The 16377-nt window shown below is 37.0% G+C and carries 18 protein-coding genes; 1 reads left to right on the forward strand and 17 read right to left on the reverse strand.

All coding sequences use genetic code 11. From position 1 onward, the window contains the following. Positions 1-35: 35 nt before the first annotated feature. Positions 36-1154 (reverse strand): tripeptidase T, encoded by a 1119-nt coding sequence (locus QRE67_RS19290; RefSeq protein WP_286121830.1) that lies wholly within the window; start codon positions 1152-1154, stop codon positions 36-38. Between the two features lie 126 nt (positions 1155-1280). Beyond that, a complete protein-coding gene (locus QRE67_RS19295) occupies positions 1281-1826 on the reverse strand; it encodes a GNAT family N-acetyltransferase (RefSeq protein WP_286121831.1) in 546 nt (181 codons plus the stop codon). Positions 1827-2222: 396 nt separating this feature from the next. On the opposite strand from QRE67_RS19295, the gene prli42 reads away from it, so the two are divergent. Then, the gene (gene prli42 / locus QRE67_RS19300) at positions 2223-2315 is read left to right on the forward strand and encodes a stressosome-associated protein Prli42 (RefSeq protein WP_018780796.1); all 93 of its coding nucleotides are present in this window, start codon (positions 2223-2225) and stop codon (positions 2313-2315) included. A gap of 148 nt (positions 2316-2463) precedes the next feature. Here prli42 and QRE67_RS19305 read toward each other — a convergent pair whose 3' ends face one another. From QRE67_RS19305 to lpdA, 15 genes are all read right to left on the reverse strand, one after another. Next, the gene (locus tag QRE67_RS19305; protein WP_286121832.1) at positions 2464-2703 is read right to left on the reverse strand and encodes a DUF3894 domain-containing protein; all 240 of its coding nucleotides are present in this window, start codon (positions 2701-2703) and stop codon (positions 2464-2466) included. Between the two features lie 180 nt (positions 2704-2883). Then, positions 2884-3459, reverse strand: a complete 576-nt coding sequence (locus QRE67_RS19310; RefSeq protein WP_286121833.1) for a L,D-transpeptidase — start codon at positions 3457-3459, stop codon at positions 2884-2886. Between the two features lie 16 nt (positions 3460-3475). Continuing rightward, positions 3476-4444: an aromatic acid exporter family protein gene (locus QRE67_RS19315; protein ID WP_286121834.1), complete on the reverse strand. Its 969-nt coding sequence runs from the start codon at positions 4442-4444 to the stop codon at positions 3476-3478. Between the two features lie 103 nt (positions 4445-4547). Continuing rightward, positions 4548-5270, reverse strand: coding sequence for an amino acid ABC transporter ATP-binding protein (locus tag QRE67_RS19320; RefSeq protein WP_286121835.1), 723 nt, complete (start codon positions 5268-5270; stop codon positions 4548-4550). Next, the gene (locus QRE67_RS19325; RefSeq protein WP_286121836.1) at positions 5263-5922 is read right to left on the reverse strand and encodes an amino acid ABC transporter permease; all 660 of its coding nucleotides are present in this window, start codon (positions 5920-5922) and stop codon (positions 5263-5265) included. The genes QRE67_RS19320 and QRE67_RS19325 overlap by 8 nt, the downstream gene beginning before the upstream one ends. 37 nt (positions 5923-5959) lie before the next feature. Then, a complete protein-coding gene (locus QRE67_RS19330; RefSeq protein ID WP_286121837.1) occupies positions 5960-6739 on the reverse strand; it encodes a transporter substrate-binding domain-containing protein in 780 nt (259 codons plus the stop codon). A gap of 261 nt (positions 6740-7000) precedes the next feature. Further along, positions 7001-7432: a BrxA/BrxB family bacilliredoxin gene (locus QRE67_RS19335; RefSeq protein WP_286125328.1), complete on the reverse strand. Its 432-nt coding sequence runs from the start codon at positions 7430-7432 to the stop codon at positions 7001-7003. 135 nt (positions 7433-7567) lie between these two features. Further along, positions 7568-7975, reverse strand: coding sequence for a YjdF family protein (locus tag QRE67_RS19340; RefSeq protein WP_286121838.1), 408 nt, complete (start codon positions 7973-7975; stop codon positions 7568-7570). A 132-nt stretch (positions 7976-8107) separates the two neighbouring features. After that, the gene (locus QRE67_RS19345) at positions 8108-8569 is read right to left on the reverse strand and encodes an NUDIX hydrolase (RefSeq protein ID WP_286125329.1); all 462 of its coding nucleotides are present in this window, start codon (positions 8567-8569) and stop codon (positions 8108-8110) included. Positions 8570-8947: 378 nt separating this feature from the next. Next, positions 8948-9667, reverse strand: a complete 720-nt coding sequence (locus QRE67_RS19350; RefSeq protein ID WP_286121839.1) for a DUF421 domain-containing protein — start codon at positions 9665-9667, stop codon at positions 8948-8950. Positions 9668-9782: 115 nt separating this feature from the next. After that, positions 9783-10961 (reverse strand): FtsW/RodA/SpoVE family cell cycle protein, encoded by a 1179-nt coding sequence (locus tag QRE67_RS19355; RefSeq protein ID WP_286121840.1) that lies wholly within the window; start codon positions 10959-10961, stop codon positions 9783-9785. A gap of 639 nt (positions 10962-11600) precedes the next feature. After that, entirely contained in the window at positions 11601-12914 is a 1314-nt protein-coding gene (locus tag QRE67_RS19360; protein WP_286121841.1) for a dihydrolipoamide acetyltransferase family protein, read from the reverse strand. A gap of 15 nt (positions 12915-12929) precedes the next feature. Beyond that, the gene (bfmBAB, locus tag QRE67_RS19365; protein WP_286121842.1) at positions 12930-13913 is read right to left on the reverse strand and encodes a 3-methyl-2-oxobutanoate dehydrogenase subunit beta; all 984 of its coding nucleotides are present in this window, start codon (positions 13911-13913) and stop codon (positions 12930-12932) included. 13 nt (positions 13914-13926) lie between these two features. Further along, complete coding sequence (bfmBAA, locus tag QRE67_RS19370; protein WP_286121843.1) at positions 13927-14928, reverse strand: 3-methyl-2-oxobutanoate dehydrogenase subunit alpha; 1002 nt, start codon at positions 14926-14928, stop codon at positions 13927-13929. 25 nt (positions 14929-14953) lie between these two features. Further along, complete coding sequence (gene lpdA, locus QRE67_RS19375; protein WP_286121844.1) at positions 14954-16375, reverse strand: dihydrolipoyl dehydrogenase; 1422 nt, start codon at positions 16373-16375, stop codon at positions 14954-14956. Positions 16376-16377: the final 2 nt, after the last annotated feature.

The following is a 16377-nucleotide window of genomic DNA, read 5'->3' on the forward strand; positions in this document are numbered from 1 at the left end:
TATGGCCTACACACTCTTTTTCCTATATAATGCAATTACTTCGCTACTTCTTCAATAATTGCAACAACCAATTCAGCTGTTTTTGCTAATTCTTCAACAGGAATTTTTTCATTTGTTGTATGAATTTCTTCATAACCAACTGCTAAGTTTACTGTTGGAATACCATGGCCCGCAATTACGTTCGCATCACTTCCGCCACCGCTTTGGTGAAGAGAAGGTGTACGACCAATTTTTTCAGCAGCACGTTTTGCCACTTCTACAACATGATCACCATCAGCAAATTTGAACCCAGGATACATTACTTTTACTTCTACATCTGCTTGTCCGCCCATTTCTTTTGCAGTCGTTTCAAATGCTTCTTTCATTTTGCGAACTTGCTCTTGCATTTTTTCATCTACTAAAGAACGAGCTTCTGCAAAGATTGTTACATGGTCACAAACGATATTTGTTTGTGTACCACCTTCAAAGCGACCAATATTTGCAGTTGTTTCAGAATCAATACGACCAAGTGGCATTTTTGCAATTGCTTTTGCTGCAATTGTAATTGCGGATACACCTTTTTCTGGCGCTACACCAGCGTGAGCTGTTTTACCGCGAATAATTGCATTCACTTTTGCTTGTGTTGGTGCTGCAACTACGATTTCGCCAACTTTTCCATTGCTATCTAAAGCATAGCCATATTTCGCTGTAATACGTTCACGGTCTAATGCTTTTGCACCAACAAGACCAGATTCTTCACCAACTGTAATAATAAATTCAATTTTTCCATGAGGAATATTTTTTTCTTTTAAAACGCGGATTGCTTCAAACATAGATGCTAATCCAGCTTTATCATCTGATCCTAAAATTGTAGTACCATCCGATACAATATAACCATCTTTAATAGAAGGCTTAATTCCTTTACCAGGAACTACTGTATCCATATGAGAAGTAAAATAGATTGTATCTACTCCTTCTTTCGTTGCTGGTAGAGTACAAATTAAGTTACCAGCACCATGTCCAGTCACACCCATTGTGTCATCTTCAAATACTTCAACACCTAAAGCAGTAAATTTCTCTGTTAACACTTTACAAATTTCCGCTTCATATTTCGTTTCAGAATCTACTTGCACCAGCTCCATAAATTCATTTACTAAACGTTCTTGATTAATCATAAGAATGCGCCTCCTGCACTGCGTTATGTATGTAACAACGTTAATTATAACAGAATTTCGCAAAAGTTTCGAAAGACAAGACAAAAAACAGATGGTTCACACATCTAGATAACCTTCTGTTTTCTTCTACTCATTTAAAAGCACCCAGCGCATATGGTCTTCCCAAATTCCATTCACCATTAGCATTTTCCGTGATACACCTTCATATTGAAAACCAATCTTCGTTACGACTTGTATCGACGCTAAATTACGAGGCATAATCGGCGCTTCTATCCGATGTAACTGAAATTCTTGAAAAGCAACATCAATTGCTTTTCTAAGCGCTTCTGTCGTATACCCTTTATTCAATTCCTCTTTGTCTAATTTATAACTAAGAACGCAAGACTGATAAATCCCACGTACAATTAAATTGAAAGAAATACAACCAATGATATTCGTATCATCGTCTTTTTTAAAAATCCATAATCGAATAATTTTCCCTTCTATAAACTCTTTTCTATCTTTTTGCAATCGTTTCTTTTGATAATCCATTGTAAAAAAATCATCTGGTCGGTATTCTTCCCACGCTTTTAAAAACTCGCGATTTTTGTCGTAATATTGAAGAACTTGTTCTGTATACGACTCATCGATTTCTCTCAATTGTAAACGTTCTGTTTCGTATATTTTCATCATCGTATCTCCATTCTTCATCTAGTAAAACTTTCATAAGAGGGGACTGCTCACGAGATTACATGTAGCATAAAGTGAAACTTTAATCAGTGGGGGTTTTCTTCATCCCCCACTGATTATTAGCCCTCACCTAACTTCTTTGCTTCCTGCCAAACTTTGAGGTGGGGTATTACTGCCCGCGAATAGCGGGATAAAAGGAAAAGATCATATGATTTAAACCGTTTTCTCAATCAAATTATATCCCCTTTACTTCACTCATACCTTTTTATATTCTCTCTTTATTCCGAATTTTCCTGTTGAATATTAGAGACCCTTCTCGAATTTTGTCTCATCTATGCCCTTGTCCACATTTCCATTTCTCGATACAATAGATAAGAAAGATTCGTAAGGAGGCCCATGATGAACAAAAAAGCTCAAAAAGTTATGATTTACGTTATGTTAATTTCCATGCTTGTAACAACATTACTTACTGGCGCAAGTATGTTTTGGTAAAAGGACGATGCCACTCGTCCTTTTTTTATTTTTCATACATGTTTAAACACGAACAGGCCATTTATTCCCCTAGATAGAGAATAAACAGCCTGTTAAAACACGATTATCTTCCTACATGATTAGTAGAGCTTTTCCATTGATAGATGTTTTATTTAATTAGGAGTACAAGAGCTACAATACTAAAAGAAAATCCCATTGCAAGTGCCATGACAAAACTAGTGTAATGCTTTTGCTGAAAAGCTCCTATTACAAAAGTAAAATTAAGAAGTGCAATAAATGCGATAGACAAGAGAAAAGAACATATATGAAAGGTTGCCAATATGAACGTTACAATGAATAGAAAGCCGATGAAAAATTGCATATAAGAAAGCCTTGGATTCAAATACATACAAGCAGCTCCTTTTTACATCATCTATGTATAACTTCATTAACGCATGTATATGTACACATGTCAAGACAAGTTAATGAAGCTGTTCAAAAAGTCCGGTAACGATAGCTATCGCATTTCTTCGTTACGTCGCCACTCCGTATCCTCCTGGCTTCCACGCCTCGAACTACTCGGCTCTCTTTATCCTCCTTTTTGAATAGGCACTAAAAGAGAAAGAAAAAGCCAACTTATATTGTTGACCTTTTCATAAGCAATTGCTCCTTTTTCTTTTGCAAGTTGTTGAAATGACTTTTTCGATTTTACAACCGATACTTTTGTTCCAATTGGAATGCGATCAAATAAATATTCCACATCTTGTTTTTTCATCCGAATACAGCCTTGTGAAATATATTTTCCAATTGAACTTGGCTGATTTGTACCATGAATACCATACTTACTACCATCTGTACCTCGCGCATTAAATCCCATCCACCTTGAACCAAGAGGATTTTTTGGTGAACCACCAGGAATATTTTTAGCAATATAATAGGGATTTTTCGCTTTCAAGATGATATCGAACGTACCCTCAGGTGTTAAATCATTCGTCTTCCCTGTTGCCACAGGAAATACCTTTTGAATTTTCCCATCATCAATATAAGCAAGCTTATTTGTCTGCTTATTCACAATAATAAACGGGTCTCCAGCACGCGGGTTATCGCCAAGAGGCCAAATCGGTGAAAGAGAAATACATAAGAGTAAGGACAGAAGATACGACATAGTCCATTCCTACCTTCTATATAAGTTCTTTTACGTTATCCTTCCCTTTAAACCGACTTTTAATGAGTAAATATTGTTCCATTTCATAAACAAGTTGAACAAGCTTCGCCCGCATTTCAAATTCTTCACGTGTCTCTGGAAGTGGCATTTCCCGAAAAATCTCTCTCATCTCCTGTAATTGTCTAAGCGAGATTAAACCTGTACTTTCGGGACGAATAGAGTTCCCAACATTTTCAATCACTTCTGCAATCATACCAGCTTGCTCATATGACCATGATAAGGACGCCGCAAGTGGCATGATTCGTTCTAAAATTTCAAATTGCTGCATACGCATATCAAAATATCGATAATAGTAGTCATCTTCACGCATAAATTGATTCTCAAGTTTTTTAAAAGATAATTCTTTTGCCTCTTTCAACATTTCCTCTGTTTCAATTAATTCTTTCCCACTCCAAGTACTATCACGATTTCGTAAATATACTGCCATCTCAAATAAAATGGTTTTAAAATTAGATTCTATTTTTTTCTGATACCCTCTTAATTTCTTTTCAGCACTTGGCATGTAGACGTTCACTAACAATGCCACACTAATTCCGATTGTTAAAATCGCTATTTCATTCCCAATCGCTGACCATGTAATATGCTTTAACGAATACAAATGCATCACAATAACTGAACTTGTAACGATACCTTCTTGAATTTTAAACATGACAGCTGTCGGGATAAATGTAAGAAGTAACAAACTAATGGCGAGCGGCGTATAACCGATTGTTTCAAAAATACAAAATGAGAAAGCCATCGATAAGACACAAGCCAAAAAGCGATGCAATGACGCTTGGAGCGATTTTCGCTTCGTATTTTGTACACACAAAATGACAAGAATTCCAGCAGAGCTATAAAATTCTAATCCTAAAAGCTGAGCGATAAAAACTGCTAAACCTGTTCCAACTGCTGTTTTAACTGTACGATATCCGATTTTAAACATGTAATAGCTCCTATATGTACAAACTTATTCTTACAATAAGTATAAAGAAAAGGATGACAGACTGTCATCCTTTTCCTCCTATTATTCACGTAACTTTTACATGTTACAATATTTTTTGTAAAAATTCTTGTGCCCGCTTGCTTTCTGGTGCCGTAAAAAATTGCTCTGGGTTTGCATCTTCAACGAGCTTTCCACCATCTAAGAAGAGTACACGATCTGCTACTTCTTTTGCAAAGCCCATCTCATGTGTGACAATTGCCATCGTCATACCCGTTGTTACTAACGATTTCATTACCTCTAGTACTTCTTTTACCATTTCTGGGTCAAGTGCAGACGTTGGTTCATCAAATAACATCACTTCTGGTTCCATCGCAAGTGCTCTAGCAATCGCTACACGCTGTTTTTGTCCGCCAGAAAGACGATTCGGATAAGCATCTTTTTTATCAAGTAACCCTACTTTTTCAAGAAGTTCTTTTGCTTTTTTCTCGCCTTCTTGTTTTTCTATCCCTTTAACATTTACTGGTGCATACGTAATATTTTCTAATACAGTCATATGAGGAAATAAGTGAAAGTGTTGAAACACCATCCCAACATGTTGACGCACATTCATAATATTTGTTTTTGGATTTGTCACTTCTTCATCATGAATCCAAATTTGACCACTTGTCGGTGTTTCTAATACATTCATACAACGTAAAAATGTTGATTTCCCTGATCCAGATGGTCCAACAATCGCTACAACCTCACCTTTTTTGATCGTTGTTGTAATTCCTTTTAATACTTCGTTTTGTCCAAATGATTTATGAAGGTTTTCTATTTTAATCACTTTTCTTCATTCTCCCTTCAATCGCTTTCCCGACAACTGTAAGAATAATCACTAGAATATAGTAAACAAGTCCGACAAATAGTAACGGTTCAAGATACTTAAATGTTTCACCGCCTACAATATATGCACGGCGCATTAAGTCTGTCGCACCAATTACTGTCACTACAGCCGATTCTTTCGTAAGTGTTGCAAATTCATTCACAAGCGCTGGTAATATATTTTTTAATGCCTGTGGTAAAATAATATTTCTCATCATTTTTCCATATGGAACACCTAACGCCATCGCAGCTTCTGTCTGTCCTTTATCAACAGCTTGAATACCTGCACGAATTACCTCTGACATATATGCACCCGAATTTAAACTAAATGCAAGTACTGCTGCTAAAAATGCTGGTATATCATATCCAATCATTTGCGGAACACCGAAATAAATAATCATTAATTGCAAGACAAGTGGCGTGCCACGAAATATCGACGTATATAAATCAGCAGCGATATTTAAAACTCTTACTCTAGCAATTTTGCAAAGTGCTAATAACGTTCCTAATACAAAACCAACTAAAGCAGATACTGCTACAATTTTCAGTGTAACTTCTAGGCCCTTTAATATATATGGTATCGACGGAGTAATTGCCGAAAAATCTAGGTTCATCTTTTGTCATTCCTCTCACAGAAAATAGAAAGGCAGCTTACTTTCCGCTGCCAAACCATTTCTTCACTAATTTATCCATTTCACCATTCTCTTGCATTTTCTTAATTACTTTATTAAATTCTGCTGTTTTATCACTATTTTTCGGAAGGGCAATTGCTGCTCCTACTTCTTCTGGAGCTTCCTTGATTTCAATCCCTTGTAAATCTTTCATTTTTTCTAAATAATTTTTAGCAACTGTATCTTCTAAAATAGCAGCGTCAAAACGCCCTGCTTGAATTTCTTGTACAACTTCTGGTATACGGTCACGACCTTCTGCTTGGAAGTTTACTTGTTTTTTAAATTCCTCTGCCTTCTCTTCTTGAATAGATCCCGTTTGTACCCCTACTTTTTTATCTTTCAAATCTTGTAATGACTTAATACCAGAATCCTTTTTTGAAACAATCATGTTTTTAGCAACAAAATAAATATCTGTAAAATCAGCATTTTCCTTACGATCTGGAGTTGGAGTCATACCCGCCATTACAAAATCAACTTTTCCTGAACTAAGAGATGCTAGTAATCCTCCAAAATCCATATCTTTCACTTTTATTTCATAGCCAAGCTCTTTTCCAATATACTTTGCAATATCTACATCAAAACCGATAATCGCATCACTTTTTGAAGCTTCCACATATTCATAAGGTTTATAGTCTGCTGAAGTCCCCATAACAAGTACTTTTTTATTTGTATTCGCTTCTTTTGTTTCTTCCTTACTACAAGCACTAAACATGCTTACGATTAAAATTAGTGCAAATGAAATCGATAATAACTTCTTCATGTTTCTTCCCCCTAATAATGTATATTTAAAAGTTTTATAGAATTTTTATTTGATATTCGTATTGTAGCAGTTTTTTTATTTTTATGCAATATTTAAAATAAAAATAAATTAAAAAATCCTAATTAACACCATCCATTATATATTTCTTGTATAAAAACATGCATAAAAATATATTTTTATGCATGTTAAAATTCATAATCTATGACTAAAAAAAGCGGTACATACACTTATACGTGTACGTACCGCTTTTTTATAATTATATTACAGTTCTTCACAATTCTCTTCAAAGTAAGATTGTAATTTTGAGATCACTTGCATCGGCTCATGACCTTCAATTTCATGGCGTTCTACCATCGTTACGATCTTTCCATCTTTTAATAACGCGAAAGACGGCGAGGATGGTGGATACCCCTCAAAATATTCACGTGCACGTGCTGTTGCCTCTTTATCTTGTCCTGCAAATACAGTTACAAGATGATCTGGTCGTTTATCATAATGTACGGAATGTGCTGCAGCTGGACGTGCAATTCCACCTGCACAACCGCATACTGAGTTTACCATCACAAGTGTTGTACCTTTTTGCTGTAATGATTCATCAACCGCTTCTGGGGTTGTTAATTCTGTATAGCCAGCGGATACGATTTCTTCACGCGCTTGACGGACAACATCATTCATAAAAAAGTTAAAGTTCATCAATGTTTTCCCTCCTCAAATCTATCTATTTGTATCTTACCAGTAACCGTTTCAGAAATACAAGTGAACTTACTTGTATTATCCCTAGTGTTGGCATACAAAACGTCCTAGAACAGAAGCTCTAAGACGTTTTTATTAATGTCCACGATGCTTTTGCTTCGCTTTTTGCACTTTCATCAAACGTTTTCTCTGTTTTTCTGCTTCACGATGCTCTTTAGATTGCGCTTGTTTTTCTTGTTTATGCACTTCGTACGATAAACTAATTGCCTCTTGAGCTTTCGTAAAACGTGTTGTTTTCATTTCTTTTGCCGCTTGGCGAATGATACGCTTTATACTTTTCGAACGTTTTTTCTCTTTGATGTCTACACCACATCTAGCAAAGCGATTAAAGTATGGTAATAACGTATCATTTACAAACAAAAGTATTTCTTCATCAGATGGTTCAGTACCAAACATGTACTGCGTTGCATACAGTTTCCCATTGTCTTCGTTTTCAATCACCCCTACAAAATACTGACCATCATGATAAACTGTCAATTTCATCGACAGCCCCTCCTTTAAAAACGATTCAGAAATACTGGACATCCCGGAGGGGAAGGTTACTGACATGAAATCATGCGTCCGGACTACCAACCGGAACTGTGTTTTTGCATTTCTATCACTATTATATAATATTTACGTATTTTTTACGATTTCGACATAGGCTTCAATCATTTTTTTATGTGATCCTACAATATACTTCGGTAACTCTGTAATTGGAAAGAATTTCAGCTCGACAGCCTCCTCTTTATTTACAGAAAACTTACCTTCATACTCGTCTGTATAATATGCCGTCGTGACAGATTGAAACTCATCACCATTTGCTAATTTTATAAAATAGTTAGCTCCAGAATATACATTGATGAGCTTCAAGTTTCTTACATGAATCCCCGCTTCTTCATACACTTCCCGACACGCTGTTTCTTCTGGGGATTCTCCAAGTTCCATTAAGCCACCAAGCAAGCCCCATTTCCCATACGGTTCCGTCCTTTGCTGCAATAAAACATGTCCATTTTCGTTCAATACAAGAACAACAGCACCGACTAAAATTAAAGGGCGATGACCAACTACTTTTCGTAACTCTTCTACATATCCCATCGAAACAAACCCTTCTTTTTGTATTTCGTTGTCCACACTATTGTATCATATGTATAAAATGGAAAAACGCGTATATATTTCATTTTTTTAACAGCACTCCAACAGAATCCCCCTTCCTCAAGCATGTGCAGGGCATGGCCTAGGTGATAGGGAAGGGATGAATGGTGGTCGTAGAAAGCACGAAGTTTTTATTTCCTTTTTTTGCAACATAGTTTATGCTAGTGATAAGAACAAAAACGAACGTACGTTCTTTTGCGACTGTAGGGCAAGGTTGTGTCCAAACAGTATAAACGACGCCTGTGGAGAGTATGTCAGACTGATTGGGTATCCAATCAGCAACGCTCTATGAAACAGGAAGCCCCTTCTTCAAACAGCTCGTTAGAGTGTTAAGGAGGAGTCATTCACCACTATATTAATTTGTTCATTCTCATCTATCGTTGCTAATTGAATAGAGTGAATCGGTACTTTCGTCGATAATTGTACTCTTACCCATTGTTCTGTTTTCCCTAATAAGGCTAGAGCATCCTTTTGAATCTCTCCATTCTTCACAAGAATAAATGTAACAGATGCTTGTGTTCCAGTTACTTTCATATCTAGCCGAGAAACTGTTTCATATTGTGGATACTGAAATGCGGAAACAACTCCACTTGCTTCCCATAATGCAAATTTTATCGTTTGAACATCAGTAATGTTTTGTAAACGCAGCTCTGAAAACAAATATTCTACCGTAATGCGGGCTTTCTTTAAATTATTAAAATCAACAGAACCATTATGTATAAGGATAATGGGTGCAGGCTCTAAAAAGCGTCTCCACCGATCCCATTTTAACATCAAAATAGAGCTTAGGATATGAAGAACTACAAGAACAAATGTTGTAATCATCGAGCCAAGCAAACCTACCTTTTCATCTGACAGTGCATTTGAAATATTTCCACCTAGCAATAAAACTAATACAACATCTAAAAAACGAAGCTGGGCAATAGAGCGTTGTCCCATTGCCTTGGCAACAATAATTAAAAAGATATATGCCAATACAGCACGAAATACCCACTCTACATTAGAAATATGATGTGCCCCTTCAAAAATATGCATATGCATGAAGCTCACTCCTCACAAACACTGTGTTCCTTTAGTTTGTGATTATGAAGGCTGTCTATGTATTAAAAAACTGATCCGTATAAGAACGAATCAGTTTTTTCTCTATCAATATGATTTAATTCACTGAAAACATATACTTTTTGTATGTCTTTCGTACCGATAATATAAGCCCCATTAACATCATATTAGAGAACAAGGAACTTCCTCCATATGATAAAAATGGAAGAGCAATTCCTTTTACTGGCATTAATCCAACAATCATACCGATATTTTGGAAGATTTGCAGGGTTAAAATACCGATTGCTCCCGCACATAATAATGTGCCAAACAGGTTATCTGCTGCATATCCAATGAGAATTGTACGATAAATAAGAAGTAGAAACATCAACACAATGAAAGCTGCTATTAAAAATCCGCCTTCTTCAGCAATCGTAGCGAAAATGAAATCCGTATGCTTTTCTGGAATATAGACGTTTCCATATCCTAAACCTTTTCCATTCATGCCTCCACTACCTACTGCTAAAATCGATTGCTGCGTTTGATATCCTTGATCAGCGTAATCAAAAGGTGCTAACCACCCTAAAATTCGTGATTGTTGATGTGGCTTTAACAAAGGAATCAATTTATCAAAAATAATACTTGGATATTGCAGAAATAGAAATATTAACGTAGACAAAATGGTTAATGGAACCACTGTACATATTGCAATCAGTTTCTTCTGAATGCCTGACATAAAAAGAATACATGCAATGGCTGAACCGTATAAGAAAACCATTCCTGTATCAGGTTGACTATATACAAACAACGCAGGCGGAATCGATACTAAAATGATTTTACCCACCAATATCAAATCCGTTTGAAATGTTCGTACCATATATTTTTCATTATGCTTCACTGCTAGACTAGCAACTAAAATAAGCAATGCAATTTTAAAGAACTCCGATGGCTGTATCGCCCCTAAAACAGGAAATCTAAACCATCTTTTTGCACCTAAGATTTCAGGTGTAAAATTTGAAACTGGCAATATTTTCAGTATGATAATAGAGGCAAAGCCAACAATATAAAATGGCCAAGCTAGTTTTTGCATTTGATCTAAATCAATACTTGCAACGAGCAGTAACAGTACAATGCCTATTAAATAGTTCACCCCTTGCTTCATAGCAAAGTTCGAATTTCCATATTGTCCTGTTTGCTGACTGCTATATATGGCAACTAAACTAGTTACACATAAAACACACAGGATTAAAATTAACTTCACATCTAAACTCTTTAGAAACTCGGTACTTCTCTTCATGATATGATATCCTCCTGAATCGTTGTTAAGCATAAATAAAAAACCAGGAGTCAACAACCTTCATGTTTTGACGACTGATTATACATAACGATATGTGCATACACACAAGCTACAAAATCTTTATATATATAAATACAAATTAAAAAACCGACATAAAACCCTTCTTTTTAGGTGGGAGAGAGCATCCGACCATGCATAGAAGCGGTCAGATCCTTTTCCTGCCCAGACACAGTGAAAACAAAGAGAGAAAACGAGTGCAGGTCACCTTTTGTTATCCATAGCCGCGGCTATATGTCGAAAAATCAAAATGGATTTATATAGAATAACTTTCTTACTTATACAATACAAGCTATTAAACTACAGTTACATCAGTAAAATTTTCCAAAAAAATATTCTTTACTTATTTTATCTCTATATACAAGATATCAGCAATGCATTTTCGTAAATTCATCATACATTGATATTCATTGTAAGATTAGCATTGAGAAATAAAGTGAAACTTTAATCAGTAGGGGTTTTACTGCCCGTTAATGCGGGATAAACTTTGAATTTCATGATTAAACAAAGAAGAAAAGGGATTATTTCATCGATAGAAGATTAATTGAGGAATATAAAAAGCTCGCAAACGCGAGCTTTTTATTAATATACAGACGTATTATTTTCTGATACATTTTCAAGAATTTCTTTTACACGACCTAAGAACTTACCACAAATCAAGCCGTCAAGTACGCGGTGATCAAGTGATAAGCATAAGTTAACCATATCACGTGCTCCGAACATACCGTTATCCATAATTACTGGACGTTTTACGATAGATTCAACTTGTAAAATAGCTGCTTGTGGGTGATTAATAATTCCCATAGACTGAACAGAACCAAATGATCCTGTGTTATTAATTGTGAATGTACCACCTTGCATTTCATCTGCTTTTAATGATTTCGTACGTACTTTTGTTGCAAGTTCCGTAATTTCACGAGCGATGCCTTTAATTGTTTTCTCATCGGCTTGTTTAATAACCGGTACAAATAATTCCGCTTCCGTTGCAACAGCGATAGAAAGGTTGATATCTTTCTTCTGAACGATTTTATCGCCAGCCCACATTGAATTAATTTGTGGATATTCTTTTAATGCTTGTGCAACTGCTTTTACGAAGAATGCAAAGAATGTTAAGTTAAAGCCTTCACGCTTTTTAAATTCACCTTTGATTGAATTACGGTATGTTACAAGATTCGTTACATCCACTTCAATCATCATCCAAGCGTGTGGTGCTTCATGTTTACTACGCAACATATTAGCAGCGATTGCTTTACGTACACCTGTAACTGGAATTTCGATATCTCCAGGCATTGTTGGTACTGATACTGGTTTTGCTGCTATTGGTGCTGGTGCAGCTGTTTTTGGCGCTTCTTGTGGTGTTGACGCTGGCGCAACAACTTCCGCTTTCTTAGCACCTGCTTGTGGAATATTTCCAGACTCCACTAATTTTAAAATATCTTTACGTGTAATACGGCCATTTGCTCCCGTACCTTCCACTAGATCTAAATCAATATTATGTTCACCCGCAAGCTTTAATACCGCTGGAGAAAAACGAAGTTTACCGTCAGTCGGTTGTTTAACTTTTGTTGCTTTTTCAGGTGCAACTGCTACTGATTCTGCATTTGTTGCTTCCCCTGTTTTCTCTTCCACTGCTGTTGCAGCTACTTCGTCTGCACCCTCTACTTGAATGACACAAACTACTTCTCCAACAGCAAGTGTATCGCCTTCACTAGCGATTAACTCCTTCACAATTCCTGTGAAAGAAGACGGTACTTCTGCATTAACTTTATCCGTCATTACTTCTGCAAGCGGATCGTATTTATTTACGTGATCGCCAACATTTACAAGCCATTTACTAATTGTACCTTCCGTTACACTTTCCCCAAGCTGAGGCATTGTAATATTTTCTACAGCCATGTATAGTCCCCCCGATTAAAATTCCGCAAGTTCACGCATTGCTTTTTCAACTTTATCTGGATTTACCATAAAGAATTTTTCCATTGTTGGTGCATATGGCATCGCTGGAACGTCTGGACCTGCAAGACGTGCAACTGGTGCATCAAGTTCAAATAAGCAGTTTTCTGCAATAATTGCCGCTACTTCACTTATGATGCTGCCCTCTTTATTGTCTTCCGTTACAAGAAGAACTTTACCTGTTTTTGAAGCCGCTTCAATAATCGCTTCTTTATCTAATGGATATACAGTACGTAAATCAAGAATGTGAGCCGAAATGCCATCTTGTGCTAATTTCTCAGCCGCTTGAAGAGCAAAGTGAACACATAATCCGTACGTGATAACAGTAATATCATCACCTTCACGTTTTACGTCTGCTTTTCCGATTGGTAATACATAATCATCTTCTGGCACTTCGCCTTTGATTAAGCGGTATGCACGTTTATGTTCAAAGAACAATACCGGATCTTCGTCACGAATTGCTGCTTTTAGTAAACCCTTCGCATCATATGGTGTAGAAGGAATGACAATTTTTAAACCTGGTTGGTTTGCAAACATTGCTTCTACAGACTGCGAATGATACAACGCACCGTGAACGCCGCCACCAAATGGTGCACGAATCGTGATTGGACAAGTCCAGTCATTATTTGAACGGTAACGAATTTTTGCTGCTTCAGAAACAATTTGGTTTACTGCTGGCATAATGAAATCAGCAAACTGTATTTCAGCAATTGGGCGCATACCGTACATTGCTGCACCGATTGCTACCCCAGCAATTGCAGATTCTGCAAGCGGTGTATCAAGTGCACGATCTTCACCAAACTGATCATATAAGCCGTGCGTTGCTTTAAATACGCCACCTTTTTTACCAACATCTTCTCCTAATACAAATACTTTCTCATCGCGTTCCATTTCCTCGCGCATTGCTAATGTAATTGCGTCAATATAAGACATTACAGCCATGAAACGTTCCCCCCTATTCTGCGTATACGTGCTTCAATGAATCTTCAGGTGCTGCATACGGAGCATTTTCTGCATATTCTGTTGCTTCGTTTACGATATGCATGATGTCATCTAACATTTGTTTTTCAGACTCCTCTGTTAACACGCCAACTTCTTTTAAGTAAGCAGCAAATGTAAAGATTGAATCTTGTTTCTTTGCTTCTTCTACTTCTTCTTTATCACGGTATACACGATCATCATCATCACTAGAGTGAGCCGTTAAACGGTATGATACCGCTTCAATTAACGTCGGGCCTTCTCCGCGACGTCCGCGATCTGCTGCTTCTTTTACAGCTTTATATACTTCAAGTGGATCATTGCCATCCACTGTGTATCCTGGCATACCGTAACCAATCGCACGGTCTGATACGTTTTTACATGCTAATTGCTTTTCAACTGGGATAGAAATTGCATACTTATTATTTTCACACATGAAGATAACAGGTAATTTATGCACACCAGCAAAGTTAGCACCTTCATGGAAGTCACCTTGGTTAGAAGAACCTTCACCAAATGTAACAAACGTTACTAAATCTTTCTTTTCCATCTTCCCTGCTAATGCAATACCTACTGCATGAGGTACTTGCGTTGTAACCGGTGATGAACCAGTCACAATACGGTTTTTCTTTTGACCGAAGTGGCCAGGCATTTGACGACCACCAGAGTTTGGATCTCCTGCTTTTGCAAAGCCAGACAACATAAGCTCTTTTGCTGTCATACCAAACGCTAGTACAACACCCATATCACGGTAATATGGCAATGCATAATCTTTTTCACGATCAAGTGCAAATGCTGCGCCTACTTGCGCTGCTTCTTGCCCTTGACACGAAATTACGAATGGAATTTTCCCTGCACGGTTTAATAACCACATACGTTCGTCAATTTTACGTGCAAGCAACATCGTACGATACATTTCTAATACTCGCTCATCGCTTAAGCCAAGCTCTTCATGGCGCTTTTCTTTTACTTCTGCCATTTTAACACCCTCCTAAATCCACATTTTATGCATGTATTGCTTTTCCATCTACTGCTAATGCAGCCTCACCAATTGCTTCTGATAATGATGGATGCGGATGAATTGTATGTGCAACTTCCCAAGGTGTTGCATCAAGTACTCTTGCAAGACCTGCTTCAGAAATCATGTCCGTTACATGTGGACCGATCATATGAACACCAAGAATGTCATTTGTTTCTTCATCAACAACAAGTTTGACAAATCCATCTGATTCTCCATATACAAGTGCTTTCCCGATTGCACGGAATGAGAATTTACCTATTTTTAATTGATATCCTTTGTCTTTGGCTTCTTGTTCTGTCAAACCGACAGAAGCAACTTCTGGACTACTGTATACACATTTCGATACCATAGAATAATCAATTGGCGTTACTTCTTTACCAGCAATATGTTCTACAGCGACAATGCCTTCATGAGAAGCAACGTGCGCAAGCTGTAAGCCACCAATTACATCGCCAATGGCATAAATATGTGATTCTTTCGTTTGATAAAATTCATTTGTTTGAATGTATCCTTTTTCTACAACGATATCTGTATTTTCTAAGCCAATATTTTGTGTGTTTGCTTGTCTTCCTACAGATACAAGCATTTTTTCAGCTGAAAATTCTTTATTTTCACCATTCAACTCTGCTTGGATTCGTACACCATTATCTTTTACCAACGTTTCTGGCAATACTTTTGCACCAGTCACAACTTTAATTCCTTTTTTCTTCAGAAGACGTTGCATTTCTTTTGAAACATCTTGGTCTTCAAGTGGCAGGACATGTTTTGCATATTCTAATATGGTAACTTCTACGCCAAAATCAGCAAGCATAGATGCCCATTCAATACCAATTACGCCACCACCAACAATAATGATAGAATCAGGAAGCGCTTCCATTTTTAGGGCGTGATCAGATGACATTACATATTCACCATCAAGTTCTAAACCTGGTAAAGAATTTGGGCGTGATCCCGTTGCAACGAGAACATTTTTCGGAATCAACATTTCATTCTCTTCTCCGCTCGCTAATTCAACAGAAATTGTTCCCGGCATTGGAGAGAAAATAGAAGGTCCAAGGATTCGGCCAATACCTTCAAACACATCAATTTTACCTTGCTTCATTAAATGTTGAACACCTTTATGAAGCTGCGTTACAATTTTTTCTTTACGCTCTTGCACTTTCGCAAAGTTCAATTCTACATTGCTCGTTACAACGCCAAACTCTTCCCCTTTTTTTGCAGTCGCAAAAACTTCGGCACTGCGCAGTAACGCTTTACTAGGAATACACCCTTTGTGTAAGCAAGTACCACCTAGATTATCTTTTTCAACAAGTGCTGTTTTCAGTCCTAGTTGTGATGCACGAATAGCAGCAACATATCCACCAGTACCGCCGCCAACGATGACTAAATCATATTCTTTTGCCATAT

The organism is Bacillus sp. DX3.1 (assembly GCF_030292155.1).
In the GTDB taxonomy this organism is placed as follows: Bacteria; Bacillota; Bacilli; order Bacillales; family Bacillaceae_G; genus Bacillus_A.

What these genes read in the sequence shown, in the direction of transcription:
- QRE67_RS19305 (WP_286121832.1), bottom strand. Translation starts at nt 2,703, where the DNA reads ATGTATTTGAATCCAAGGCTTTCTTATATGCAATTTTTCATCGGCTTT.
- QRE67_RS19330 (WP_286121837.1), bottom strand. Translation starts at nt 6,739, where the DNA reads ATGAAGAAGTTATTATCGATTTCATTTGCACTAATTTTAATCGTAAGC.
- QRE67_RS19315 (WP_286121834.1), bottom strand. Translation starts at nt 4,444, where the DNA reads ATGTTTAAAATCGGATATCGTACAGTTAAAACAGCAGTTGGAACAGGT.
- QRE67_RS19355 (WP_286121840.1), bottom strand. Translation starts at nt 10,961, where the DNA reads ATGAAGAGAAGTACCGAGTTTCTAAAGAGTTTAGATGTGAAGTTAATT.
- QRE67_RS19350 (WP_286121839.1), bottom strand. Translation starts at nt 9,667, where the DNA reads ATGCATATGCATATTTTTGAAGGGGCACATCATATTTCTAATGTAGAG.
- QRE67_RS19310 (WP_286121833.1), bottom strand. Translation starts at nt 3,459, where the DNA reads ATGTCGTATCTTCTGTCCTTACTCTTATGTATTTCTCTTTCACCGATT.
- QRE67_RS19335 (WP_286125328.1), bottom strand. Translation starts at nt 7,432, where the DNA reads ATGAACTTTAACTTTTTTATGAATGATGTTGTCCGTCAAGCGCGTGAA.
- prli42 (WP_018780796.1), top strand. Translation starts at nt 2,223, where the DNA reads ATGAACAAAAAAGCTCAAAAAGTTATGATTTACGTTATGTTAATTTCC.
- bfmBAA (WP_286121843.1), bottom strand. Translation starts at nt 14,928, where the DNA reads ATGGCAGAAGTAAAAGAAAAGCGCCATGAAGAGCTTGGCTTAAGCGAT.
- bfmBAB (WP_286121842.1), bottom strand. Translation starts at nt 13,913, where the DNA reads ATGGCTGTAATGTCTTATATTGACGCAATTACATTAGCAATGCGCGAG.
- QRE67_RS19325 (WP_286121836.1), bottom strand. Translation starts at nt 5,922, where the DNA reads ATGAACCTAGATTTTTCGGCAATTACTCCGTCGATACCATATATATTA.
- QRE67_RS19290 (WP_286121830.1), bottom strand. Translation starts at nt 1,154, where the DNA reads ATGATTAATCAAGAACGTTTAGTAAATGAATTTATGGAGCTGGTGCAA.
- QRE67_RS19295 (WP_286121831.1), bottom strand. Translation starts at nt 1,826, where the DNA reads ATGATGAAAATATACGAAACAGAACGTTTACAATTGAGAGAAATCGAT.
- QRE67_RS19340 (WP_286121838.1), bottom strand. Translation starts at nt 7,975, where the DNA reads ATGAAATTGACAGTTTATCATGATGGTCAGTATTTTGTAGGGGTGATT.
- lpdA (WP_286121844.1), bottom strand. Translation starts at nt 16,375, where the DNA reads ATGGCAAAAGAATATGATTTAGTCATCGTTGGCGGCGGTACTGGTGGA.
- QRE67_RS19345 (WP_286125329.1), bottom strand. Translation starts at nt 8,569, where the DNA reads ATGGGATATGTAGAAGAGTTACGAAAAGTAGTTGGTCATCGCCCTTTA.
- QRE67_RS19360 (WP_286121841.1), bottom strand. Translation starts at nt 12,914, where the DNA reads ATGGCTGTAGAAAATATTACAATGCCTCAGCTTGGGGAAAGTGTAACG.